Genomic DNA, 24056 nt, shown 5'->3' with positions numbered 1-24056 from the left:
CCGGCCCGCAACCGGGAGCTGCCCCATGTCCGTCGAAATTCCCTATGTCCGCGACATCACGTTCGAATACGGCGCCTGCGACGAGGTCTCGCCGCTGATCCGCCGCGTCGTCGCCGACAATCCCTCCGCCTTCACCTTCAAAGGCACCGGCACCTACATCATCGGGCATGGCGAGGTCGCCGTCGTCGATCCGGGGCCGATGCTGATGCCGCATGTCGAGGCGCTGCTGGCGGCGCTCGAGGGCGAAACCGTCTCCCACATCCTGATCACGCATACCCATTCCGACCACTCGCCGGCCGCCAAACCGCTGAAGGCGCTGACCGGCGCACCGACCTATGCCTTCGGCCCGCATGGCGCCGGACAGGACGGCACGGACGATGTGAAAGTCGAGGAAGACGGCGACATGGATTTCAAGCCGGATGTCGAGGTCCGGCACGGCGACATCCTCGAAGGCGAGGGCTGGAGCGTCGAATGCGTCTACACGCCAGGTCACACCTCGAACCATATGTGCTTTGCGCTGCGCGAGGAGAAGGCGCTCTTCACCGGCGATCATGTGATGGGCTGGTCGACCAGCATCGTCAGTCCGCCCGACGGCAACATGAAGAAATACATGGCCTCGCTCGAAATGCTGCTTCAGCGCGACGACGAAATCTACTGGCCGACGCATGGGCCCGCGATCCGCGACCCGAAGCCCTTCGTGCGCGCCTTCATCGCCCATCGCGAGGAGCGCGAGCGGCAGATCATGAAGCAGCTCGCTTCCGGCAAAACCCGCATCGCCGACATGGTGCCGGTCATGTATGCGGCCGTCGACAAGCGGCTTCATCCGGCGGCGGCGCGCTCGGTGTTCGCGCATATGGAACACCTTGTCGAACGCGGCCTCGTTGCCGCCGACGGCAAGCCGTCGCTCGGCGCGAACTACCGGCTGGTCTAGCCGGCCGCCAGATTTTTCTTCAGCGCGTCGCGGAAGGTGCGGATGCGGTTGGCGTTGGCGCCGAGATCGCTGATGCCGACGCGCGAGACCGAGCGGATGTCGACCGCCGCGCCGCCCTCGCGTTCGACAACGCGGATCGCCACATCGTCCCTGAAATTCATCACCCGCGTCGTTGCCGTCGCTTCGATGAGACCGGCTTCCGGGTTGAATGCAACGATGTCCCAGCCCTCGGCGCGGGCGGTTTCCAGCGCCGCCTCGAAGACCTTGCCCGGCTGCGCGCCGACTTCGATGGTCGCGATGTCGGGATAGGCCTGGCGCTGCAGTTCGGCGAGGTTTTCGGGCTCGGCGCGGTCGAGCGGATTGGTGCCTTCGCCGCGCAGCGCGACGACAGCGTCGAATTGCGGCGGGTTGTCGAGGTCGGTCGTGATGTCGTGAATGCCCGGCACCTGCGCGCCCGCCACGATCGCCTGCACCACCGGCGCGGCCACCACAAGTCCGAGCACGAGGCCCATGATCGCGAAGCGCGCGCCGCTGCGGTTCGAGACCAGCGTGCGGACGATGCCGGCCGCCGAGACGATGACGGCGACAAGGCCGATCAGCGCCGCGACCGCCAGGCCGCGCACGGCGATGCCGAAATGGATCAGCTCGGTGCGATTGCCGATCACGCAAACTGCCAGCACCACAAGCGCCGCAACGGCGATCCAGAATCCCCATTTGGCCAGACGCGATTGCTGCCGGTCCATGATGTCGTCCCCCCAGGTACCGTTCGGACGGGCCCGTCATGGACCCGCCCGTCTTTGTCTTGTTACTCGGCGGCGGTCGCCGTCGGCAGTTTGTAGTCCTTGAACTGTTCGCGCAGCGCCAGCTTCTGGATCTTGCCGGTCGCTGTGTGCGGGATTTCCGTCACGAACACCACATCGTCCGGCATCCACCATTTGGCGATCTTGCCGTCCATGTAGCGCAGGATTTCTTCCTTGGTCGGCTTCTCGCCTTCCTTCGGAATGACGATCAGCAGCGGCCGCTCGTCCCATTTGGGATGAACGATGCCGATGACGGCGGCCTCGGTGACTTTCGGATGGCCGACGGCGAGGTTTTCGATCTCGATCGAGGAAATCCATTCGCCGCCCGACTTGATGACGTCCTTGGCGCGGTCGGTGATCTGCATGTAGCCGCCCGGATCGATGGTGGCGACGTCGCCGGTGTCGAACCAGCCGTCCTTGTCGAGAATGTTGCCGCCCTCGCCTTTGAGGTAGGAACCGGAAATGGCCGGTCCGCGCACCATCAGATGGCCGAAGGCCTTGCCGTCCGACGGCAGCTCATTGCCGTCATCGTCGGTGATTTTCATTTCGACCGTGTAGATCGCGCGGCCCTGCTTGACCTTGACGTCGATCTGCTTTTCGAGCGGCAGATCCTCCATGCCGGCCTTTAGGGCGCCCAGCGTCCCCATCGGCGACATTTCGGTCATGCCCCAGGCGTGGAACACCTTGACGTCGTAATTCTTCTCGAAGACCTCGATCATCGAGCGCGGCGCGGCCGAACCGCCGATGACGACGCGGTTCAAGGCCGGCAGTTGCGCGCCGCTCTTTTCGAGATATTGCAGCAGCATCAGCCAGACGGTCGGCACGGCGGCCGTGACGCTCACCTTTTCGGTGTCGAGCAGTTCATAGATGCTGGCGCCGTCCATGTTGGCGCCGGGCATCACGATCTTGGCGCCGACGGCGGGGGCGGCGAAGGCAATGCCCCAGGCGTTGGCATGGAACATCGGCACCACCGGCAGGATCGCGTCGGTCGATTTCATGCCGAGCGCGTCGCCCATGTTGGCGGCCATCGAATGCAGCACGTTGGAGCGGTGCGAATAGAGCACGCCCTTCGGGTTGCCGGTCGTGCCGGAGGTGTAGCAAAGGCCGCAAGCGGCGTTCTCGTCAACCTCGGCCCATTTGAAGTTGCCGTCTTCCGCCTCGACGATTTCCTCGAAGCAGAGCGCGTTCTTGAGCTTCGTCTGCGGCATATGGGCCTTGTCGGTCATGATGACATAGGCCTTCACCTTCGGCAGCTGGTCGGCAATGCCTTCCAGGATCGGCACGAAGGTCAGGTCGAGGAAGACGATCTTGTCTTCCGCGTGATTGACGATGTAGACGAGCTGTTCGGCGAAGAGGCGCGGATTGAGCGTGTGGCAGACCGCGCCCATCCCCATGATGCCGTACCAGGCTTCGAGGTGGCGGGCCGTGTTCCAGGCCATCGTCGCGACGACGTCGCCTTCCTTGACGCCGAGCTTCGTCAGCGCCTGCGCCACCTTGCGGGCGCGCAGATGCACCTCTTTATAGGTGGTGCGCGTGATCGGTCCCTCGACCGAGCGCGTCACGATCTCGCGGTCGCCGTGAAAGCGCGCCGCGTGATCGATGATCGTCGTCACGCGCAGCGGCCAGTCCTGCATCAATCCCTTCATGGATCCGTCCCTCTATCCTGTTTGGCACCCTCGCCGGGCTTTCCCGACATCGGCCCCGTTCGGGGCCTGTTTGGCGGGCAGTCTAGTGGCGTTTCTCCCGCCTCACAACGGCCCGCCGCAGCGTTTGCCTTGCTTTCGGGCCGCCCCGCCCGTTCTAATGGGGCAACAAAACAACAGGATTTCAGGGGGCTTTACCGATGACCGATCTTCATTTCCGCTCGGCGAGCGATCTTGGCCGCATGATCCGCCGCCGGGAGATCGGCTCGGCGGAGCTGACCGAACATTTCATCGCCCGGATCGAAAAGCACGACCCGAAGATCAATGCCGTCGTGGCGCGGGACTTCGACGGCGCGCGCAAGGCAGCGATTGCGGCCGACGCGGCGCTGGCCCGCGGCGAGGTCAAGGGCGCGCTGCACGGCCTCCCCTTCACCATCAAGGACGCCTATGAGGTCGAGGGCCTCGTCTCGACCGGCGGCAACCCCGCCTGGAAGGACAATGTGCCGGCCCGCAGCGCCACCGCCATTGCGCGGCTGCAAGGTGCGGGCGCCATCGTCTTCGGCAAGACCAACGTGCCGTTCCTGTCGGGCGATCTGCAGAGCTACAACGACATCTACGGCACCACCAACAATCCTTACGCGCTCGAATGCGGCCCCGGCGGTTCGTCGGGCGGCTCGGCGGCTTCGCTGGCGGCCGGTTTCACCTCGGCCGAATTCGGCTCCGACATCGGCGGCTCGATCCGCACGCCAGCCCATCTCTGCGGCGTCTTCGGCCACAAGCCGACCTTCGACATCGTGCCGAAGCGCGGCCATCTGCCGGGCCCGCCCGGCGCGCTCGCCGAAGGCGATCTGTCGGTCGCGGGCCCGCTTGCCCGCTCGGCCGAAGACCTCGGGCCCCTGCTCGACATCGCGGCCGGGCCCGATTGGGCCGATGCCGCCGCCTGGAAGCTCGACCTGCCGCCCGCGCGGGCCAAGAGCCCGAAGGAGCTTCGCGTCGCGGTCTGGATCGAGGATGCGTTTTGCGACATCGACAAGGAGAGCGCCGCGCTTTTGACCAATGCCGCGAAGGCGCTTGAAAACGCCGGCGCCAATGTCGACTGGCAGGCGCGGCCCGATTTCACGCTGGCCGAGATCACCGAGGTCTATCTGATCCTTCTCCATTCGCAGGTCGGCGCCGGCATGCCGGAAAAGGTTCAGGCGCAATGGCGCGAGACGCGCGCCAATGCCGCGCCGGACGACAAGAGCCATCGCGTGCTGCAGGCGATCGGCGGCACGCTGACGATCACCGAGCGCGCGATCTGGAAGGAAGCGCAGGCGCGGTTCCGCTGGAAGTGGCACGAATTCTTCAAGAGCTACGACGTGGTGCTGGCGCCGGTGATAATGCGGCCGGCCTTCGAGCATAATCACGACACCAACTGGCACCGCCGCCAGCTCGAGGTCAACGGCGTCATGCGGCCCTACATGGATGTGCTGATCTGGGCCGGCCCCGCCGTTGTCTCCTACCTGCCGGCTTCCGTCGCGCCGGTCGGCCTGACCAGTGCCGGCAAACCCGTCGGCATCCAGATCATCGGCCCGCATCTCGAAGACAAGACGACGATTGCGGTGGCGGGGATGTTCGAGGAGATCCTGGGCGGGTTCACGCCGCCGAAGGGGTGGTGAGGGAATATAATCATGGCGAAGCTAGAGGATTTGAAGCCAAAACAACATTTCCGAGTCTACGATTTGGTTGAAGCTGCTGGGTTGGATGTACGCGATTGGGCGGCGTCTGCAACCGATCCGACAAATCCTCAGACAAATGCCAAGTATCGCTCAAACTGGTCATTTGTTGATCCGGGCAACGCAGTCGTCCTGTTCTTGTGGTACGACGAGTTAGAAGAAAAAGACGACAAAATATATCAGGCGTTTAACCTCAACGATTGGCTCGCCAACTTCGAAGCAAATCCGCGCCGGCATCTAAGGTTATCGCGAGCACGCGCGTTCAGAGACGCTGTGCGAATTGCTTACCAACAGCACCTTCTGGTCAGGGTTATATTCATAGAAGGCAGCAAAGAAGATATTTCAGACCCGGAGGCTGAATCTTCCAAAATTGCCTTGAGATATCTAGATTCGGAGCCTTGGTACGTTGAGAGCTACGACGACACGACCGGTGATTGTGTTATTACGCGTGGTCAGCAATCTGGTGCTCACCCGCTCTACGTGGATCAGTTCTCGTTGCACGATGACACTCAGTCATCCGATCCCGAGCGGCGTAAGGCTATAACTCGGTCATTCAAGAGAAGTGGGGCCGTAAGAAGTAGCGCGCTTGGCCGTGCTGCCGGCCATTGCGAATTTTGCAATGAGCCAGGCTTTCGAATGCCTGATGGCCGCCTCTACCTTGAGACCCATCATATCATCCCGCTATCTCAAGGTGGTCTAGACCAACCAAGGAACGTTGTCGCCCTTTGCGGCAACCACCACAGAGAGGCACATTTGGGAGAACGTCGGGACGAAATCGCGCACAATCTATCTGTTCTGATCTCAACATTCTACAGTCGTTAAACACCCCTTTGACACCTCCGCCTTCCCCTCCCATGATGCCCGCCAAACCGCACAAAATAATCCGAGGAGCTCCCCGATGAGCCTGTCCAACGCCGCCGTTCGCGACATCGAGACGGTGATCCATCCCTACACCAATCTCGACACGTTCCGTTCCTCAGGCCCCATGATCCTGGAGCGCGGCGAGGGCGTTTATGTCTTCGACAATGAGGGCAACAAATATATCGAGGGGCTGGCCGGGCTCTGGTGCACCTCGCTCGGCTATAACGACAAGGAGCTGATCGCGGCGGCGACCGAGCAATATGCGCAGCTTCCCTTCACGCATGTTTTCGGCGGCAAGAGCCATGAGCGCGCGGCGGAAGCGGCCGAGCGCCTCAAGGCCATCGCGCCGCATGCGGCCTCGAAGGTTCTTTTCTGCGGCTCGGGCTCGGAAGCCAACGACCAGCAGGTGAAGCTCGTCTGGTATTACAACAATGCGCTGGGGCGCCCAAAGAAGAAGAAATTCATTTCTCGCATCCGCGGCTATCACGGCGTCACGGTCGCGTCGGCCTCGCTGACCGGCCTTCCCGCCAATCACCGCGATTTCGACCTGCCGATTTCGGGCGTCCTCCACGCCGACTGCCCGCATTACTACCGCTATGCCGAGCCCGGCGAAACCGAAGACGAGTTCACGACGCGACTCGCCAAGAACCTTGAAGAGATGATCATCCGCGAGGACCCCGACACGGTTGCCGCCTTCATCGCCGAACCGATCATGGGCGCGGGCGGCGTCGTCATTCCGCCGGCCGGCTATTTCGAGAAAATCCAGGCGGTGCTGAAAAAATACGACATCTATTTCATCGCCGACGAGGTCATTTGCGGCTTCGGCCGCACCGGCAACATGTTCGGCTCGCAGACTTTCGGCATGAAGCCGGATTCGATCTCGGTCGCGAAAGCCCTGTCATCGGCCTATTTCCCCATCGCCGCCGTGACGGTGGGCGAGGAGATGTACCAGGCGATGATCGACGAGAGCAAAAAGATCGGCACCTTCGGCCACGGCTTCACCTATACCGCGCATCCCGTGGGCGCGGCGGTGGCCGCCAAGACGCTGGAGATTTACGAGAAGCGCAACATTGTCGGCCATGTGCGCGATGTCGCGCCGCGTTTCGCCGCGCATTTCGCGCGTCTCGCCGATCATCCGCTGGTCGGCCATGCGCGCGCGTCGGGTCTCATCGGCGCGCTCGAACTCGTCGCCGACAAGGCGTCGAAAAAGAGCTTCGATGCGAGCCTCGGCATCGGCGCCGCGGTCGTTGCCGCCGCACAGAAGCACGGCCTCATCGTGCGGCCGCTTGCCGGCGACATCGTCGCCTTCTGCCCGCCGCTGATCGTGACCGCCGAACAGATCGACGCGATCTTCGCCGCCATCGAAAAGGCGCTCGACGATGTGGAGGCGCGGGTCGGCAAGGAAGGCCTGCGCGCCGCCTGATGCCCGAGCTTCGCTATCAACTGACCTTCGAGGGCAAGGTCGCGCCGGACGACGACATGGGGGCGCAAATGACGATCGAGGCGACGGCACCGATCCCGGCCGGCGTCGACGATGTGTTGCGCCAGAACGGTTCGTCGGCCTCGCTCAATGCCAGTGTCGAGACGGATGAATATGGCGGCTTCACCGAGACGGGCGAAATCCGCTTCGGCGTCGGCACGCTGCGCTATGTGTCGCGCGGCGAAGGCTTCATCGAGGAAACCGAAGAACCCGACATCCAGCAAGGCTGCGTCATCCGCCGCATCGACGGCGGCAGCGGCATCTTCGAAGGCGCCACCGGCTACATCGCCTCGACATTCACGGTGGACGAGAACGCCCGCTACTGCGACAGCCAGAGCGCGGTGATTTTCACGGGGTGATTGCGCCGCGCCTCAAACGTGCTGGCCGCCATTGATCTGGATTTCGGCGCCGTTGACGTAGCTCGACTGATCCGTGCACAGAAAATAGATCGTCTTGGCCACTTCTTCCGGCGTGCCGAGGCGGCGCATCGGGATTTCGGCGACGATCTTTTCGGTGCCGGGCGACAATATCGCGGTGTCGATTTCGCCGGGCGCAATGGCGTTGACGCGGACGCCGATGCGGCCGAACTCGGCGGCCATTTCGCGCGTCAGCGCCGCCAGCGCCGCCTTCGAGGTGCCATAGGCGGTGCCGGCAAAGGGATGCACGCGCTCGCCGGCGATCGACGTCACATTGACGACCGATCCCTGCGCCGCCTTCAGTTCCGCCACAAGGCCGCGCGCCAGCATGGCGGAGGCAAAGAAATTGACCTGGAAGACCTGCGTCCAGACGTCGAGCCCGGTCTCGAAGACGCCGAGCCGCGCCCCGCCCGGCCCCTTGGGCGAGATCGCCGCATTGTTGACCAGCGCGTGCAGGCGGCTGCCCTGGTCTTTCAGGCGTACGCGCATTTCGGCGATGGCGTCTTCGGTGTTTTTCGGGTCGGCGAGGTCGACCTGAATGTGATCCTCCGGGCCCGCCTCCCAGGGGCAGTCCTCGGGGAAGGGGTGGCGCGAACAGGTGATGACGCGCCAGCCCGCGCTTGAGAAGCGCTTCACCGTCGCGTGCCCGATGCCCCGGCTCGCGCCGGTCAGGATCAGCGTCCTGCGTTCCGAATTCTCGATCTGTGTCATGGGCGGCAATCTAGGCCCTGCCGCCCGGTTTGTCATGGCCGCAGGCTTTCGCGGCCCTTTCGAGCGTTTCTGCGGCGCTGCCCGAGGCGTCGACCTTTTGCCAGTCCATGACCCCGAGGTCGTAGGTCAGTTGTCGGCGCAGCACCTCGACGCCGGCATCCGACGGGTCGCGGCCTTCCTTCTCGCGCGCCGCGACCCGCGCTTCGAGCACGTCCGGGGCGGCGTCGAGCCAGAGCCCGGCGAAGGAAACGCCGAGACCGGCGGCGAGCCGCGCCGCCGCCTGCCGCTCCTCGGGGCGCGCGAACACCGCGTCCAGCAGCACGCCCTGCCCCGCTTCGAGCGCAATCCGCGCCTGGCGCAGCATTTCCGAATAGACCCGGTCTCCGGCGCCCGGCGCATAGGCCGCGTCGGGCAACCGGTCGAGCGGTTCGACGCCGAACATCCGCTTGCGGATAATGTCGGTCCGCAGATGCACGGCGCCGGCCGCGCCGCCGAGCGACGGCGCCAGCGCCTTTGCCAGCGTCGACTTGCCAGTGCCCGACAGGCCGCCCACGGCGACAAGGCGCGGCCGCGGCGGTTTCAGTACCGTGGCGGCAAAATCGAGATGGGCGCGCGCCTTCGCGACTTCCTCTTGCGCGGCCGCCACCTTGGCGCGAATGACGGCGCGGGTGCCGATGAAGAGTGGCAGCAGCGCCAGCCCTTCAAGCGCCGCCTCGATTTCGGCCTCGTTCAGATGATCGAGCCAGACGTTGAGCGCGCGGCTGGCATGCGCCGCAAGGCGGCTGTCGGCGCGGGCGCGAAAACTCAAATCCATCAGCAGGAAGGCCAGATCGTACAGCACATCAATGCGGGCAAAGCGGTCGTTGAATTCGATGCAGTCGAAAATGACCGGGCGTCCGTCGATTTCGGTGACGTTGCCGAGATGAAGGTCGCCGTGGCAATGGCGCACCCAGCCGGCGTCGCGCCGCGCATCCATCAGCGCATGGCGGCTTTCGATCAGCGCGCGGCAGACCTCATCCACTTCGGCGACGCGGCCTGCCTCGAACACCGGGCCGATATGGGGCTCCATGTCGGCCCTGTTGCCGGCAACGATTTCTCGAAATCCCGCGCCGCCGCCGGCATCGTGCCTCACTTCCGCCGCGCGGTGGAAGCGCGCCACGTCGGCGGCAAGACGCTCGACCAGCGGCAGCGGCAACCGCCCCTCATCGGCCATCGTCGCCAGCAACCCTTCGGCCTTGAAGCGCCGCATCTCGACCAGCCAGTCGGCAACCGCGCCCGCATCGCCGCCGAGGCAAAGCCCGTGGCCCACGCGCCGCAGCGCCACGACACCGAGATAGATTTCGGGCGCCGTGCGGCGGTTGAGCGCGACTTCGGATTCGCAAGCCGCGCGGCGTTTTTCGACATCCGAGAAATCGAGAAATGTGAAGCGCACCGGCTTTTTCAGCTTGAAGGCGCGCGCGCCGGCGAGAAAGACATGCGAGATATGCGTTTCGACATGCTCGACCGGCGTCTCCGGCGGCAATCCGTAGCTTTCGGGCCGCGAAAGGAAGTCGATCGTCGCCCTGTCCGTTTCGTCGGTCAAACCTGCCTCACGTCCGCTCGAGGCGAGTCGGCATTTCGACGCCGGCGGGATCCTGATGGACGATGACCTCGGAGCCCGGAAATTCCGCCATGATCTCGCGCTCCACCTCGTCGGCGACCCTGTGCGCGTCCATCAGCGTCATCGCGCCATCCATTTCGAGGTGAAACTGGATGAAGCTCTGCGTGCCCGAGGCGCGGGTGCGCAAATCGTGCAGGTTGACGACTTCGGGATGCGCCATCGCGATTTCCCGGATGCGATCGCGCTCGGTCTCCGAAAGTTCGCGGTCCATCAGCTGGTTGAGCGCCGCAATCACGATCTTCGCCGCGCTCCAGGCGATCAGGCCCGCGATCACGATGCCGAAAAGCGGGTCGGCGCGATGCAGGCCGAAGACGCCCGACAGCAGCAGCGCCGCGATGACCGACAAGTTCATCATCAAGTCGCCGCGGTAGTGGATCGAGTCCGCCTCGATGGCGAGCGAGTTGGTCTGCCGCACCACATGGCGCTGATAGGCGACAAGGCCGAGCGTCACGACGATCGCGAACACCGTCACCGCGATGCCGATTTCGGATTGCGCGACCGGCACCGGCTCGACGAGCCGCAAGACGGCCGCCACGGTGATATATCCGGCGGATGCAAAGATGAAGAACGACTGTCCGAGCCCGGCCAGGGCTTCTGCCTTGCCATGTCCGAAACGATGCTCGCGGTCGGCCGGCGTCAGCGAATGGCGCACGGCAAACAGGTTCAGAAGCGAGGCCGCGCCGTCGAGCAACGAGTCGAACAGCGTGCCGAGCATCGCGATCGAACCGGTCATCCAGAAGGCAACCGCCTTGATCGAGACCAGCGTGACGGCGACCGCGACCGCCGCATAGGTCGCGCGGCGCATCAGCCGTCCGTTATGGGCGGCCGAATCGGGGATAAGTTTTTTTTGCGCGGGTCCGGCCGTCATCGCAAGGTCCGTCGCCGGTCACTTGTGACAGTTTTTTGACAGTACGATGACAGTCTCACGGAAAAAGCCTCTTCTGACGCCACTTATCCCCGCTTTCGCGCTCGAAAACCAGCCGGTCGTGCAAGCGGAAAGGCCGGTCGCGCCAGAATTCGATCCGTACAGGGACGATCCGGAAACCGGACCAGTGCGGCGGCCGCGGCACCTTGCCGATTCCGAATTTGGCAACGAACTTCGCCACTTCGCGCTCAAGCTCGAAGCGGGTTTCGAGCGGCCGCGACTGCCGCGACGCCCAGGCGCCGATCTGGCTGTCGCGGGCGCGCGTGGCGAAATAGGCATCTGCCTCCTCATCGCTGACAGGGTTCACGGACCCGCGCACACGCACCTGCCGGCGCAAACTCTTCCAGTGAAAACAGATGGCGGCCTGCGAATTCTCGGCAAGCTCACGGCCCTTGTCGCTTTCGAGATTGGTATAGAAAACAAAGCCGCGCGCATCGACGTCTTTCAACAGCACCATGCGCACATCGGGTAGACCCGATTTGTCGGCGGTTGCCAGCGCCATTGCGTTGGCGTCTTCCGGCTCCTTCGCGCGCGCCAGTTCCATCCATTCGCGAAATAGCGCGACCGGGTCGTCGGAGGTAAAAATTTCGGCGCCGTCCGCCGTTGTCGTGCTGTCGCTCATCGAGATGCCCTGTTTCGACCTTATCGCCGCGGAAAGTCTGTTTCTGGCCGCCGGACCGCCGAATGCTCCATTCTTGCCACAATCGGTGTCTTATATACCTCTGTTCTTATATGGTTCCGGAAATGGAATTTTCCGCTCCAGACCGAAAGTATGGCGGTCTTTCGACCAAAACCACAGGATGGAATGAGATGAAATTCGTCAAGGGAATTGCCATCGGTGCCGTGGCGCTGGCACTCGCGGCCTGCGATCAGCAAGGCGGCTTTGGCGGCGCCGGCACGAAACAAACAATCGGCACCGTCGGTGGCGCGGTCGCGGGCGGCCTCGCGGGTCAGGCCATCGGCGGCGGCACGGGACGGCTTTGGGCCACCGGCGCCGGCGTGCTGCTCGGCGCCCTGATCGGCAGCGAGATCGGCAAATCGCTCGACCGCGCCGACCAGGCCTATATGGGACAGACAACCTATAACGCGCTCGAAACCGGGCGCTCGGGCCAGGCGGTGCAGTGGCGCAATCCGGACTCCGGCCATTACGGCTCGGTGACACCGCAAGCCGCCTACCAGTCGGGAAACGTGACCTGCCGCGAATACACGCAGACAATCAATGTCGGCGGGCGGAGCGAACAGGCCTACGGAACCGCTTGTCGTCAGCCTGACGGTTCATGGCAAATCCGGAACTGATTTTTCGGGGGCGGGGCGAAGTCCATGATCGAACTTCGGCCCGCCCGAATTCCGGCCCTTGTCGTTCTGGCAATATGGCTTGCATGGCCACAGGCAGCTGCGGCGCAAGGACCGGGCACGACGGTTCGCGACCGGATCGAGCAAAGCCGGAGCGTCACGCGCGCCGATAGTGACCGTTTCGACGAAGGCGTCGCCGCCTATGACGCCGGAGATTTTCAAAAAGCATTCGAGATATGGCTGCCGCTGGCGCAGCGTGACGATCTCGCGGCAATGCGCAATGTCGCGACGTTGCTGCGGCAGGGAAAAGGCGTCGACCGGAATCCCGAGCGCGCCCTCTATTTCTACGAACGCTCCGGCCGCGCCGGGCTCGTCGCCTCGCAAATCAATTCGGCCTTCATGTATCTCGATGGCGACGGCATTCCACAGGATTACAGGAAAGCGTCGTTCTGGTTTCATGCCGCCGCCGTCGCCGGCGTTCCGGTGGCGCGCTACAATCTCGGCGTGATGTATGAGCGCGGACTCGGCGTCGAGGAAGATCCGGCCCGCGCCCTTGCCTGGTACACGCTGGCCGCGCGCAGCGGGCATGCCGGCGCGCTCGACCGGCTGGCGGTTCTGGTGCCGCACCTGCCGGGTCCGACACCGCCAACGGAGGCCGATGCGGCGCTTGAGGCGCGGGCGCCCGCGCCGCCCGCGGCCGAGCTCGACCGGCTCGACAACGCCGCCAACCCTTAACCAATTCGTATCGCGGCGGCGGCTATTCTTCCGGTTTCACCTGGGTGGAGAAACGGGCGCCGTGCGCGATCCTTACGAAATTCTTGGGCTTGCGCGGGACGCGGGCAACGCGGAGGTCAAGGCTGCCTATCGGCGTCTCGCCAAACGTCTGCACCCCGATGCCCAGAGCGAAGGCAATGCCGGGCGCCAGCAGGCCCGCTTCCAGGAAGTGACGGCGGCTTACAATCAGCTCAAGGACGAAGCCGCGCGACGGCGCTTCGAGGCCGAACGGCGTGCCGCGGCAGGCGCCGCGCGCGCGCCGGTCTTCGAGGAAACGATGCGGCGCGGCGCGGCCGAACCTGCACCGTCGGAAGACATCTTCTCCGAACTTTTCGAAGGTATTCGCAGCGCCGGCAAGCGTGTCTTTCGTGCGCGCGGCAACGACCGGGGCTACCGGCTGAGTGTGAGTTTTCTCGAAGCGGCCAACGGCGTCCGCAAGCGTGTGCGTCTCGATGGCGGCAAGACGCTAGAGGTCAATGTTCCGGCGGGCATCGACGAGGGACAGCAGATCAGGCTGCGCGGACAGGGCGACGCGGGGCATGGCGGTGCGGACGCCGGCGACGCGCTCGTTACCGTTGCCGTCGAACCGCACCCCCGTTTCCGGCGCGAGGGTCATGACATTCACCTCACCTTGCCGGTCAGCCTTCCAGAAGCGGTGCTCGGCGCACGGATCGACGCACCCACCGTCTCCGGGCCTGTCTCGCTGACGATCCCCGCCGGCGCCAATGCGGGCACAAGGCTCCGCCTGAAGGGCCGTGGCATTGCCGTCGAGGGCGGTGCGCCGGGAGATCAGTATGTGACGCTGGAGATCGTGCTGCCCGAGGCTACCGATGAGGCCCTCCGCGACTTCGCGGCAACATGGACGGCAGGGGCTAAGCACAATCCACGCAAGGATTTTTCCGATTCCTGAGCCGACATGATTAGACATGAATCGTGAACCGGCGGCATGGCCGAATTCCGGGCTTTTTTGTTCGACCGGTATAGGGTTTTGTGTAGGATGCGCGACGATTTTCGGCCAGACGAAAAAGCAAGAGACGGGGACCCGATGAACGAAGCCACCAGCATCGCAGGCGCGACCCTCAAGGGCGGCCTGATGGCGGGCAAGCGCGGCCTTATCATGGGTGTCGCCAACAACCGGTCGATCGCCTGGGGTATCGCCAAGGCTTGCGCCGACCAGGGCGCGGAGCTGGCTTTCACCTATCAGGGCGAGGCGCTGCAGAAGCGCGTCGTGCCGCTGGCGGAATCGGTCGGGTCGAACATGGTCATGCCGTGCGACGTCACCGACGCCGCCAGCATGGACGCCGTTTTCGAACGGTTGTCGAAGGAATGGGGCAAGCTCGACTTTCTCGTCCACGCGATCGCCTATGCCAACAAGGACGAACTCGACGGGCGCTATGTCGATACCACGTTCGATAATTTCACCGCGAGCCTCGCGATCTCCTGTTATTCGTTCACGGCGCTGTGCCGCCGCGCCGAACCGCTGATGACCGATGGCGGCTCGCTCGTCACGCTCACCTATTACGGCGCGGAGAAGGTCATCCCGCACTACAACGTGATGGGCGTCGCCAAGGCGGCTCTCGAGGCGAGCGTGCGCTATCTGGCGGTCGATCTCGGGCGCAACAATATCCGCGTCAATGCGATCTCGGCCGGGCCGATCAAGACGCTCGCGGCTTCCGGCATCGGCGACTTCCGTTACATCCTCAAATGGAACGAGCTCAACGCGCCGATGAAGCGCACGGTGACGATCGACGAAGTCGGCAAGACCGGCCTCTACCTGCTTTCCGATCTCGGTTCGGGCGTCACCGGCGGGGTCCATTATGTCGATGCGGGCTACAACGTCATCGGCATGAAGGCCGAAGACGCGCCGGACATGAGCATCGTCTGAACTTCTCCTGTATGGTTCGCTTTGGAGACCTGCCCGGACCGGCCGTGCGCGTCTCCTGACCAGTTACAAGGGCGGCCCCGCCGGGGTTCGCATTTCGGAGCCATGTCGCACAATACGTTCGGTCATCTTTTTCGCGTGACGACCTGGGGCGAGAGCCACGGGCCGGCGCTTGGCTGCGTGGTCGACGGCACGCCGCCGCGCCTTGCGCTGAAGGCCGAGGATATCCAGCACTGGCTCGACCGCCGGCGGCCGGGGCAATCGCGCTTCACGACCCAGCGCCGCGAGCCCGACGCGGTCAAAATTCTGTCCGGCACCTTTGTCGAGGACGGCATCGAACTGACGACCGGCACGCCGATTTCGCTGTTGATCGAGAATGTCGACCAGCGCTCGAAGGACTATGGCGACATCGCCGAAAAATTCCGGCCCGGCCATGCCGATTTCACCTATCTCACGAAATACGGTATTCGCGACTATCGCGGTGGCGGGCGTTCCTCGGCGCGCGAAACGGCGGCCCGCGTGGCGGCCGGCGCGGTCGCGCGCGCAGTGCTGCCCGGCGTTTCAATTCGCGGTGCGCTGGTGCAGATGGGGCCGCATAAAATCGACCGCGCCAATTGGGACTGGGCCGAAACCGAGCGCAATCCCTTCTGGTGTCCGGACGCGAAGGCGGCCGCGCAGTGGGAAGACTATCTCGACGGCGTGCGCAAGCAGGGTTCATCCTGCGGCGCCGTGATCGAGATTGTCGCCTCGGGCGCACCTGCAGGTCTCGGCGCGCCGATCTATGGCAAACTCGACGCCGATCTTGCCGCCGCGATGATGAGCATCAACGCGGTCAAGGGAGTCGAGATCGGCGACGGCTTTGCGGCTGCCGCACTTTCGGGCGAAGAGAATGCCGATGAAATGCGCGCCGGAAACAACGGCCCGCTTTTCACGTCCAATCATGCCGGCGGCGTTCTGGGCGGCATCTCGACCGGACAGGACATCGTTGCGCGCTTCGCCGTGAAGCCGACATCGTCGATCCTGGCCCCACGCAAGACCGTGACGCCTGCGGGCGAGGAGACCGAAATCGTCACCAAGGGCCGCCACGATCCCTGCGTCGGCATCCGCGCCGTGCCGGTCGGCGAGGCGATGATGGCATGTGTGCTGGCCGATCATCTTCTGAGACACCGGGGTCAGAACGGTGCGTGACGCGCAACGGCCGGCCGCCGTTCCGCCGGCTGTGCTGACGGCCAATTATGCCAAGGAAAAGGGCGAGGGCATCGTCTATGGCGGTATCCTGATCGCCGGTGTCCTGATCTTGTATGCGATCACGCGAACGCCGGCGCTCGCGACGATCGGGGCGCTCGCCGTACTTGGCGTCGCGCTCTATCACTGGCCCTTTGTCGGGCGCGACCGCCGGGCGATGGAAATTTCTCCGTCCGGTCTCGTCGTCGAGCGGCTCGGGCGCCTGCCGTGGAACGCGATTGCAAGCGTCGAAATCGTCGATCGCTACCTGCGCGCGATCCGCAATGCCGATTTGCGGATCGAGCTGCGGCGCCCGCTTGAAACGGCCGTCGACGATGCGGCGAAGGTTCATCCGTTGCGGCGCGCAATGTATCGTTGCTGGCGTGTCACCGGCCCGCAGCAGATCACCGTCAAGCTCAGCACGCTCGACGCGAAGCCCGAAGTGGTACGCGCCGCTATTGTTCAATATCTCGGCCGCGCCATCTAGACCGGCCGCTCAGCCTTTCAAAAAAACGCCGACCAGTTCGATGTGGGGCGACCAGAGAAACTGGTCCACCGGCGTCAGGCGCGCCAACCGGTAGCCGCCATCGATCAAAGTGCGAGCATCGCGCGCGAATGTCGCCGGGTTGCATGAAACGCCGACGACGATCGGCACGGTGGATTTCGCCAGTTCCGCGCATTGCGCCGCCGCACCCGCGCGGGGCGGATCGAAGATCACGGCGTCAAAGGATTTCATTTCGACGGCGAGCAACGGCCGGCGCATCAGATCGCGAATTTCGGTCGTCAACGGCTTGAAGCGCAGCGACGGTCCCTGCTCGCGGGCCGCGCGCGCGAGCGCCGCCAGCGACGCGGCTTCGCTTTCGACCGCATGAACGGCGGCGCGCGGCGCCAGTGCCGCCGCAAAGGTGCCGCAGCCGGCGAAGAGATCGGCAATCCGCACCGCACCGCCGACCGCTTCGCGCACCAAGGCGACCAGCGCCTTCTCGCCGTCGAGCGTCGGTTGCAGGAATGCGCCGGGCGGCGGGGCAACGCTCAGGCCGGAGAGGTCGACAAGCGGCGCACGGCGCTCGGCAACGACATCGCCGTCCCATGTCAGCCGCGCGAGATCGGCGATCGCTGTCTGCTTTGCCAGTTCGGCGCGCAACGGCCCGTCGAGCGTTTTACCCCCGCTCACCGCCACATCGAGCCCGCTTGCGGATGCCGTCACCAGCATGGAGGCGTGGGCGCTGCGCGACAGGCCATGGCCGATCAGCGTCGCGAGCGCCGGAAGTGCGCGCTCGATTTCCGGCACGACGAGCGGGCATTCCGATACGGGAACAATGTTATGACTGGCCTTGCCGTGATAGCCGAGCGTCAGCGTCTTGCGGCTCCGCGTCGCGGCAAAGGACGCCCGACGCCGACTCCGCGGCCTCGCCGGAATCAAAGTCTCGATGTCAGCTACAACGCCCCGCGGGCGAAGCGCCGCCTCGACCTGCGCATGTTTCCATACGGCATAAGCTTGCGGCGCCATGTGCTGGAGCGCGCAACCGCCGCAGACCGTGAAATGCGGGCATGGCGGCGTCACACGGTCGGGCGACGCTTCGAGAACCGAAACAAGCGTTGCCCTTCCCTCGCCTTCCGGCAGAATGCGGACGCGCTCGCCCTGCAGCACATAGGGCACGAAGAGCGGACCCGCCGGCGTTTCGGCAACGCCGTCGCCTTGCGCGCCAAGCGTGGCGACTTCGACCTCGATTTCAGCGGTCATGGCAGGCCGCCAGCAGGAATTCCCGGTTGCCGTCGCCGCCCTCGATCGGGCTCGGCACGATGCCAAGCACGCGCCAATTCATTTCATTTTCCAGCCAGCGCGAAATGCCGTCGCAGACTTTTTCGTGCAGCGCGGCGTCACGGACGATGCCGCCCTTGCCGACATTTTCAGGCCCGACCTCGAATTGCGGCTTGATGAGGGCGACGAGCGGCGCGCCGGGCTCGGCCAGCGCCAGCGCCGCAGGCAGCGCCTTGGCAAGGCCGATGAAGCTCAGATCGGCAACGATGAATTCGATGCGTTCGGGCACGATCGCACGCGTCAGGTCCTTCACATTCATTCCTTCAATCGCCCGGATGCGGGTATCGCTCGCAATTTCCGGCGCCAATTGTCCGTGCCCGACATCGACCGCGACGACGGATGCCGCGCCATGCTGCAGCAGGACTTGTGTGAAGCCGCCGGTCGATGCCCCGAGATCGAGACAGGTCCGGCCGGCGGGGTCGAGGCCGAAACGGTCGAGCGCATGCCGCAGCTTGAGCGCACCGCGCGACACAAAGGGGTGCTCGGGCGCCATCAGTTCGATTTCGTCGGCCGCGTCCACAAGATCGGCGGGCTTTGCCGCCGGCCTGCCGCCGACACGCACATGGCCGGCGCGGATCGCGCCTTGCGCGCGGGCGCGCGTCGGGGCCAGGCCGCGTTCGACCAGCACAAGATCGAGGCGGCGTTTCTCGCTGCTCATCGAATTTCTCAGACGAGTTTCGGCAAGGGCTTCGGCGCGATTTCCGCGATTTGCCGCTCGAGCCCCAACGCCATCAGCGCCGTTTCGACGATCTGCGGCGCATTGAGATGCGCCGTGTCGTACATCTTTTCAGGCTTGTCGTGATCGATGAAAATGTCAGGCAATGCCATCGGACGCACTTTCAAGCCGCGGTCGAGCGCGCCGGAACGCGCCAGAAAATCGAGCACATGGCTGCCGAAGCCCCCGGCCGCGCCTTCCTCAAGCGTGATCAGCACTTCGTGTTCGCGGGCAAGACGCGCGACCAGTTCCTCGTCCAGCGGTTTGGCGAAGCGCGCATCGGCGACCGTCGCGGTCAGGCCCATCGCGGCAAGCTGATCGGCGGCCTTCAGCGCCTCCTGAAGCCGCGTGCCAAAGGAGAGGATCGCAACCTTCGTGCCTTCGCGCAGGATGCGGCCTTTGCCGATTTCGAGGGGCGTGCCGATTTCCGGCAATTCGAGCCCGATGCCCTCGCCGCGCGGATAGCGGAAAGCCGATGGCCGGTCGTCGATTTCTGCCGCCGTCGCCACCATGTGCATCAGTTCGAGTTCGTCGGCCGCCGCCATGACGACAAAGCCCGGCAAGCAGGAAAGATAGGCGACATCGAAGGCGCCGGCATGGGTCGGCCCATCGGCGCCGACAAGCCCGGCGCGGTCGATGGCAAAGCGCACCGGCAGGCGCTGGATCGCCACGTCGTGCACCACCTGGTCGTAGGCACGCTGCAGGAATGTCGAATAGATGGCCGCAAAGGGCTTGAAACCTTCGCTCGCAAGACCCGCCGCGAAAGTCACCGCATGCTGCTCGGCGATGCCGACATCGAAGGTGCGCGCCGGGAAGCGCTGGCCGAAGAGATCGAGCCCTGTGCCCGACGGCATCGCCGCCGTGATGGCGACAATCCTGTCGTCGCGCTCGGCATGGGCGATCAGGCTTTGCGCGAATACCTTGGTGTAGCTCGGTGCGTTGGCGGTCGATTTCGCCTGCGCGCCGGTGATGACGTCGAATTTCGAAACGCCGTGATATTTGTCGTCGGCGGCCTCGGCGGGCGCGTAGCCCTTGCCCTTCTGCGTCACGACATGAACGAGGATTGGGCCTTCGCCCGCATCGCGCACGTTTTTCAGCACCGGCAACAGGTGATCGAAATTGTGGCCGTCGATGGGGCCGACATAGTAGCAGCCCAGTTCCTCGAACAATGTGCCGCCCATCGCCATGCCGCGCGCATATTCCTCGGCGCGGCGAGCGCTTTCCTCCAGCCGCTTCGGCAGGAGTTGCGCCAGTTGCTTGGCGAGATGTCTCATTGAGCGGTAGGCGCCGCCTGACAGCAACCGCGCCAGATAGGCGCTCATCGCGCCGACCGGCGGGGCAATCGACATGTCGTTGTCGTTGAGAATGATGATCAAGCGGCTGTCCATCGAGCCGGCATTGTTCATCGCCTCGTAGGCCATGCCGGCCGACATTGCGCCATCGCCGATGACCGCGACGACATTGTTGGTGCCGCCCTTGAGATCGCGCGCGACCGCCATGCCGAGGCCGGCCGAAATCGAGGTCGAGGAATGGGCAGCGCCGAAGGGGTCGTATTCGCTCTCGTCGCGCTTGGTGAAGCCCGACAAACCGCCGCCCTGACGCAAGGTGCGAATGCGGTCGCGGCGGCCGGTCAGGATCTTGTGCGGATAGGCCTGATGACCGACGTCCCAGACGATGCGGTCTTCGGGCGTGTTGAACACGTGATGCAGCGCGACGGTGAGTTCGACGACGCCGAGACCCGCGCCCAGGTGGCCGCCTGTCACCGACACGGCGTCGATCATTTCGGCGCGCAATTCGTCGGCGATCCGGCGCAGATCGCTTTCGGGGAAGGCGCGCAGATCGGCCGGGCTGTTCACCCGGTCAAGTAGTGGGGTCGCGGGTTTGCTGGTCAACGCTCACCTCGGCCGGCAAGGGCCAGATACGAATGTCCGGAGCCGGCGATGCGGGGCGGCTCTCAGTTGCGGCGCGTTATAACGAAATGCGCCGCCTGACGCAAAAGGTCGGCTCTTTCGTCAAATAAATCAAGATGTTGGACCGCCTGATCGGCGAGCATGCGGGCCTGCGCCCGAGCCCGGTCGGCACCCAGAATCGAGACGAAGGTCGCCTTGCCGGCGGCGGCGTCCTTGCCCGTGCTCTTGCCCATCAGCGCGGGATCGCCCTCGGCATCCAGCAGGTCGTCGGCGATCTGGTAGGCGAGGCCCATATCGTGGGCATAGGCATGGAGCGCTTTCTCGACGTCGGCCGATGCGCGCCCCAGCACGGCGCCCGCCTCGCAGCAGAACGCAATCAGCGCACCGGTCTTCAGATGCTGAAGCCGTGTGATGGCACCGATGTCGAGCGGCTGGCCCTCGCTTGCGAGGTCGATCATCTGGCCGCCCACCATGCCGCGGGCGCCCGCCGCCGCGGCGAGACGCCGCACCATTTCGATGCGGACGCGGGCGCGTTCATGGGTCGCGGGGTCGGCGACGATCTCGAAGGCGAGCGTCAGCAGCGCATCGCCGGCCAGCATGGCTGTCGCCTCGTCGAAGGCCTTGTGGACCGCCGGCCTTCCATGACGCATCTCGTCGTCGTCCATGCAGGGCATGTCGTCATGGACCAGCGAATAAATGTGGACGCACTCGGCAGCCGCCGCGGCGCGCAATGCGGATTCGGAATTCACACCGAAAAGCCGGGCGCTCTGCGTCACCAGAAAAGGGCGGAAACGCTTGCCGCCGCCGAGCGCCGCGTAGCGCATGGCTTCGGCAAGGCGGCTTTCCGGACCCTCGACGCGCGGCAACAACCGGTCGAGCATCGTCTCGACATCGCTTGCATGGTCGGCCAGCGCATGATCGAAGGGGGAAGCGGCCATGGGCTGCGCGCTCAGTCGATGTCGAGCGGGGCGGCGCCCGAAGGCTCGCCATTGGCCGAAAGCGTGATTTTCTCGACTTTCGCCTCCGCCGCCTTCAGCCGCGCCTCGCAATGGGCTTTCAACGCCGTGCCGCGCTCGTAAAGATCGATCGATTTTTCGAGCGGCGCTTCGCCGGATTCAAGCTGGCCGACGATCTTTTCGAGTTGAGCCAGCGCTTCCTCGAAGCTCAGCTTGTCGATGTCCTTGTGTGCGTCGGCCTTGGCAGCGGACATGGGCGTCTTTCCTCCGGGATTTGTCAGGCGGCCAGCATCAGGGCCCGAACATGCGCGCGGGTGCTCGCGGCGAGCGCCCCCAAGTCATAACCGCCCTCAAGCGCCGAGACAACGCGGCCGCCGCAGAGCTTGCCGGCGAGCTTGACCAGTTCGCCGGTCGCCCAGCCGAAATCTTCCTCGGTCAGGCGCAGATTGGCGAGCGGATCGGCCATATGCGCATCGAAACCCGCCGAAATGAAGATGAAATCGGGGCGGAATTGTTCAAGCGACGGCAGGACGGCGCCGGTCATGGCGGCGCGAAATTCATCCGATCCGGCGCCGGGCGGCAGGGTGCGGTTCAGGATGTTGCCGAGGCCGTGTTCGCCGGCGCGGCCGGTGCCGGGATAGAGCGGCCATTGATGCGTCGAGGCGTAGAAGAGCGCGGGATCGGTTTCGAAGGCGGCTTGCGTGCCGTTGCCGTGATGGACGTCGAAATCGACCACCGCGACGCGCGCGCAGTCATGCGCCGCGCGGGCATGCTGCGCGCCGATGGCGATGTTGTTGAAGAGGCAGAAGCCCATCGCGGTTTCAGGCTCGGCATGGTGTCCGGGCGGGCGCACGGCGCAGAAGGCGTTGCGGACGCGGCCCGCCATCACCTCGTCAACCGCGTGAACCACCGCACCGGCGGCGCGGAAAGCTGCCTCGGCCGAACCCGGCGACATCGCGGTGTCGGCATCGATGCGGCGGAAACCCTCGGCCGGCGCGCCATTTTCGATGCGTTCGATATGCGCGGCCGGGTGAACGCGGGCAATTTGTTCATGGGCGGCGCGGGGCGCCTCGTCGCGCGCCAGCAGCGCGAATTCCTCGGCCTCCAGCGCGCCCAGCACTGCGCGCAGGCGCTCGACGCATTCGGGATGGCCCGGCGGCGTCTCATGCTCGAGACAGGCGGAATGGGTGACGAGAAGCGTGGTCATCAATAACAATTATAGCATGTGACTCGCTCAGGCGCGGCGGTACCAATTGACGCCCTTGTCGTCGCGGGCAACGGTCGCAAGGCCGCGGCCGAGCAGGCAATTCAGATGGGCGAGGCTTTCGCCGGTCGCCATGAAGAAGACTTCGGCGCCGATCTTGCGCTTGAAGAGGGCCGAAAAGACGTCGATGGCGCGTTTCGGCTCGTCGAGCATATTTAGCAGCTTCTCCAGCCCTTCTTCATGGCCGTCGATCAGTTGCGTCAGGCGCGTGTGCAGTCCGTAAAAGGGTTCGTTATGCGCCGGCAGCACCAGCAAATCGTCCGGCAGGTTGCGGCGCAGGCGCTTGCAGCTTTCGATCCAGTCTTCGAGCGGGTTTTCGTAAGCCTCGGTCGGATGGACGCTGACATTCGATGAAATGCGCGGCAGCACCTGATCGCCCGAAATCAGGACCTTCGCTTCCTCGCAATAGAGGCAAACATGCTCGGGCGCGTGGCCCGAACCGATGACGACGCGCCAGACGCGGCCGCCGATCGTCAGTTCGTCGCCTTCGCGCAGGCGGCGGAAAATGTCGGGCATGCGCGAGACATTTTTTCCGAAGCCGCCGAAACGCGCCGCATAGCTGTCGATGCCGCGCTGGCTGAAGCCCGCCGCACGGTAGAAATCCAGCGCTTCCTTCGGCGCTTCGCGGCCAGTGTCGAGGACCAGCGTCTTGCACATCAGGAAATCGGTGCGCGACATCTGGAGCTCGACGCCCCATTTGCGCGTGAACCAGCCGGCAAGGCCGACATGATCGGGATGGAGATGGGTGACGACGAGACCGGTGACCGGCTTTCCCTTGAGGCCCGACTGAAAGACCTGACGCCACAAGGCTTTGACCTCGTCGGTCGAGACGCCGGTGTCGACCACGGTCCAGCCTTCATCGCCCTCGATCAGCCAGAGATTGATGTGGTCGAGCTGGAAGGGCAGCGGCATGCGGACCCATGAAATGCCCGGCGCGACCTCGATGATTTCGGCCGGACCCGGCACCCGCCGCTCGAAGGGATAGCGGAGACCGGCGCTTTCGATGGTCGCTTGCGAAATATCGGACATTCGGGACTCTCATACGGTGCCGCCGCCGAGAGGCCGGGGCGGCCC

Annotated in this window: 24 protein-coding genes; 11 read left to right on the top strand and 13 right to left on the bottom strand. The window is 64.7% G+C overall.

The window, feature by feature from the left end:
- Positions 1 to 25 precede the first annotated feature (25 nt).
- A complete protein-coding gene (locus KF719_RS14500; protein ID WP_293509476.1) occupies positions 26 to 931 on the top strand; it encodes an MBL fold metallo-hydrolase in 906 nt (301 codons plus the stop codon).
- On the opposite strand, the gene KF719_RS14495 is transcribed toward KF719_RS14500, so the two are convergent.
- Together KF719_RS14495 and KF719_RS14490 are read right to left on the bottom strand one after the other, a co-directional pair.
- Positions 928 to 1674, bottom strand: a complete 747-nt coding sequence (locus KF719_RS14495; protein ID WP_293509475.1) for a DUF1499 domain-containing protein — start codon at positions 1672 to 1674, stop codon at positions 928 to 930. The two genes, KF719_RS14500 and KF719_RS14495, sit on opposite strands and share 4 nt — an antisense overlap.
- 62 nt (positions 1675 to 1736) lie before the next feature.
- Positions 1737 to 3377 (bottom strand): 3-(methylthio)propionyl-CoA ligase, encoded by a 1641-nt coding sequence (locus KF719_RS14490; RefSeq protein WP_293509474.1) that lies wholly within the window; start codon positions 3375 to 3377, stop codon positions 1737 to 1739.
- 197 nt (positions 3378 to 3574) lie between these two features.
- Here KF719_RS14490 and KF719_RS14485 point away from each other — a divergent pair, with 197 nt between their 5' ends.
- From KF719_RS14485 to KF719_RS14470, 4 genes are all read left to right on the top strand, one after another.
- Complete coding sequence (locus tag KF719_RS14485) at positions 3575 to 5032, top strand: amidase (protein WP_293509473.1); 1458 nt, start codon at positions 3575 to 3577, stop codon at positions 5030 to 5032.
- Positions 5033 to 5044: 12 nt separating this feature from the next.
- The gene (locus tag KF719_RS14480; protein ID WP_293509472.1) at positions 5045 to 5911 is read left to right on the top strand and encodes an HNH endonuclease; all 867 of its coding nucleotides are present in this window, start codon (positions 5045 to 5047) and stop codon (positions 5909 to 5911) included.
- A 76-nt stretch (positions 5912 to 5987) separates the two neighbouring features.
- A complete protein-coding gene (locus KF719_RS14475; protein ID WP_293509471.1) occupies positions 5988 to 7373 on the top strand; it encodes an aminotransferase in 1386 nt (461 codons plus the stop codon).
- A complete protein-coding gene (locus KF719_RS14470; protein ID WP_293509469.1) occupies positions 7373 to 7789 on the top strand; it encodes a hypothetical protein in 417 nt (138 codons plus the stop codon). Before KF719_RS14475 ends, KF719_RS14470 begins: the two co-directional genes overlap by 1 nt.
- Positions 7790 to 7801: 12 nt before the next feature.
- Here the strand turns inward: KF719_RS14470 and KF719_RS14465 are convergent, their stop codons facing one another.
- Genes KF719_RS14465 through pdxH form a run of 4 tightly spaced genes read right to left on the bottom strand, consistent with a single transcriptional unit; the run spans position 7802 to position 11764 of the window.
- Positions 7802 to 8557 (bottom strand): SDR family oxidoreductase, encoded by a 756-nt coding sequence (locus tag KF719_RS14465; RefSeq protein WP_293509467.1) that lies wholly within the window; start codon positions 8555 to 8557, stop codon positions 7802 to 7804.
- A gap of 10 nt (positions 8558 to 8567) precedes the next feature.
- Positions 8568 to 10139, bottom strand: coding sequence for a bifunctional aminoglycoside phosphotransferase/ATP-binding protein (locus KF719_RS14460; protein WP_293509466.1), 1572 nt, complete (start codon positions 10137 to 10139; stop codon positions 8568 to 8570).
- A 7-nt stretch (positions 10140 to 10146) separates the two neighbouring features.
- A complete protein-coding gene (locus KF719_RS14455) occupies positions 10147 to 11085 on the bottom strand; it encodes a cation diffusion facilitator family transporter (protein ID WP_293509464.1) in 939 nt (312 codons plus the stop codon).
- A gap of 55 nt (positions 11086 to 11140) precedes the next feature.
- A complete protein-coding gene (pdxH, locus tag KF719_RS14450) occupies positions 11141 to 11764 on the bottom strand; it encodes a pyridoxamine 5'-phosphate oxidase (RefSeq protein WP_293509462.1) in 624 nt (207 codons plus the stop codon).
- Between the two features lie 188 nt (positions 11765 to 11952).
- Between pdxH and KF719_RS14445 the strand changes: the two genes are divergently transcribed.
- The 6 genes from KF719_RS14445 to KF719_RS14420 all read left to right on the top strand — a co-directional run bounded on the left by KF719_RS14445 (position 11953) and on the right by KF719_RS14420 (position 16802).
- Positions 11953 to 12438, top strand: a complete 486-nt coding sequence (locus KF719_RS14445) for an RT0821/Lpp0805 family surface protein (protein WP_293509460.1) — start codon at positions 11953 to 11955, stop codon at positions 12436 to 12438.
- Positions 12439 to 12462: 24 nt separating this feature from the next.
- On the top strand, positions 12463 to 13170 hold the full coding sequence (locus KF719_RS14440) for a tetratricopeptide repeat protein (protein WP_293509459.1): 708 nt from the start codon (positions 12463 to 12465) through the stop codon (positions 13168 to 13170).
- A gap of 61 nt (positions 13171 to 13231) precedes the next feature.
- Positions 13232 to 14119 (top strand): DnaJ C-terminal domain-containing protein, encoded by an 888-nt coding sequence (locus tag KF719_RS14435; protein ID WP_293509458.1) that lies wholly within the window; start codon positions 13232 to 13234, stop codon positions 14117 to 14119.
- Positions 14120 to 14254: 135 nt separating this feature from the next.
- Positions 14255 to 15094, top strand: coding sequence for an enoyl-ACP reductase FabI (gene fabI / locus KF719_RS14430; RefSeq protein WP_293509456.1), 840 nt, complete (start codon positions 14255 to 14257; stop codon positions 15092 to 15094).
- 102 nt (positions 15095 to 15196) lie between these two features.
- Positions 15197 to 16279 carry a chorismate synthase gene (gene aroC, locus KF719_RS14425; protein ID WP_293509454.1) on the top strand — a complete coding sequence of 361 codons (1083 nt, stop codon included), beginning with the start codon at positions 15197 to 15199 and terminating at the stop codon, positions 16277 to 16279.
- Positions 16272 to 16802 (top strand): hypothetical protein, encoded by a 531-nt coding sequence (locus KF719_RS14420; protein ID WP_293509453.1) that lies wholly within the window; start codon positions 16272 to 16274, stop codon positions 16800 to 16802. Before aroC ends, KF719_RS14420 begins: the two co-directional genes overlap by 8 nt.
- A 9-nt stretch (positions 16803 to 16811) precedes the next feature.
- Here KF719_RS14420 and KF719_RS14415 read toward each other — a convergent pair whose 3' ends face one another.
- The 7 genes from KF719_RS14415 to KF719_RS14385 all read right to left on the bottom strand — a co-directional run bounded on the left by KF719_RS14415 (position 16812) and on the right by KF719_RS14385 (position 24011).
- A complete protein-coding gene (locus KF719_RS14415) occupies positions 16812 to 18059 on the bottom strand; it encodes an RNA methyltransferase (protein WP_293509451.1) in 1248 nt (415 codons plus the stop codon).
- The gene (locus KF719_RS14410) at positions 18049 to 18795 is read right to left on the bottom strand and encodes a TlyA family RNA methyltransferase (protein WP_293509449.1); all 747 of its coding nucleotides are present in this window, start codon (positions 18793 to 18795) and stop codon (positions 18049 to 18051) included. Before KF719_RS14410 ends, KF719_RS14415 begins: the two co-directional genes overlap by 11 nt.
- An 8-nt stretch (positions 18796 to 18803) precedes the next feature.
- Positions 18804 to 20744: a 1-deoxy-D-xylulose-5-phosphate synthase gene (gene dxs / locus KF719_RS14405; protein WP_293509447.1), complete on the bottom strand. Its 1941-nt coding sequence runs from the start codon at positions 20742 to 20744 to the stop codon at positions 18804 to 18806.
- 62 nt (positions 20745 to 20806) lie between these two features.
- Entirely contained in the window at positions 20807 to 21700 is an 894-nt protein-coding gene (locus KF719_RS14400) for a polyprenyl synthetase family protein (protein ID WP_293509445.1), read from the bottom strand.
- An 11-nt stretch (positions 21701 to 21711) separates the two neighbouring features.
- Positions 21712 to 21972 carry an exodeoxyribonuclease VII small subunit gene (locus tag KF719_RS14395; protein WP_293509444.1) on the bottom strand — a complete coding sequence of 87 codons (261 nt, stop codon included), beginning with the start codon at positions 21970 to 21972 and terminating at the stop codon, positions 21712 to 21714.
- Positions 21973 to 21995: 23 nt separating this feature from the next.
- Positions 21996 to 22925, bottom strand: a complete 930-nt coding sequence (locus tag KF719_RS14390) for a histone deacetylase family protein (RefSeq protein WP_293509443.1) — start codon at positions 22923 to 22925, stop codon at positions 21996 to 21998.
- Between the two features lie 27 nt (positions 22926 to 22952).
- Positions 22953 to 24011: an MBL fold metallo-hydrolase gene (locus KF719_RS14385; RefSeq protein ID WP_293509441.1), complete on the bottom strand. Its 1059-nt coding sequence runs from the start codon at positions 24009 to 24011 to the stop codon at positions 22953 to 22955.
- Between the last annotated feature and the right edge of the window lie 45 nt (positions 24012 to 24056).

Origin of the sequence: Parvibaculum sp. (genome assembly GCF_019635935.1) — a bacterium.
Taxonomy (GTDB): domain Bacteria; phylum Pseudomonadota; class Alphaproteobacteria; order Parvibaculales; family Parvibaculaceae; genus Parvibaculum.
Note: the sequence above shows the minus strand (reverse complement) of the source record. Positions and strands in the feature narration are given on the sequence as shown.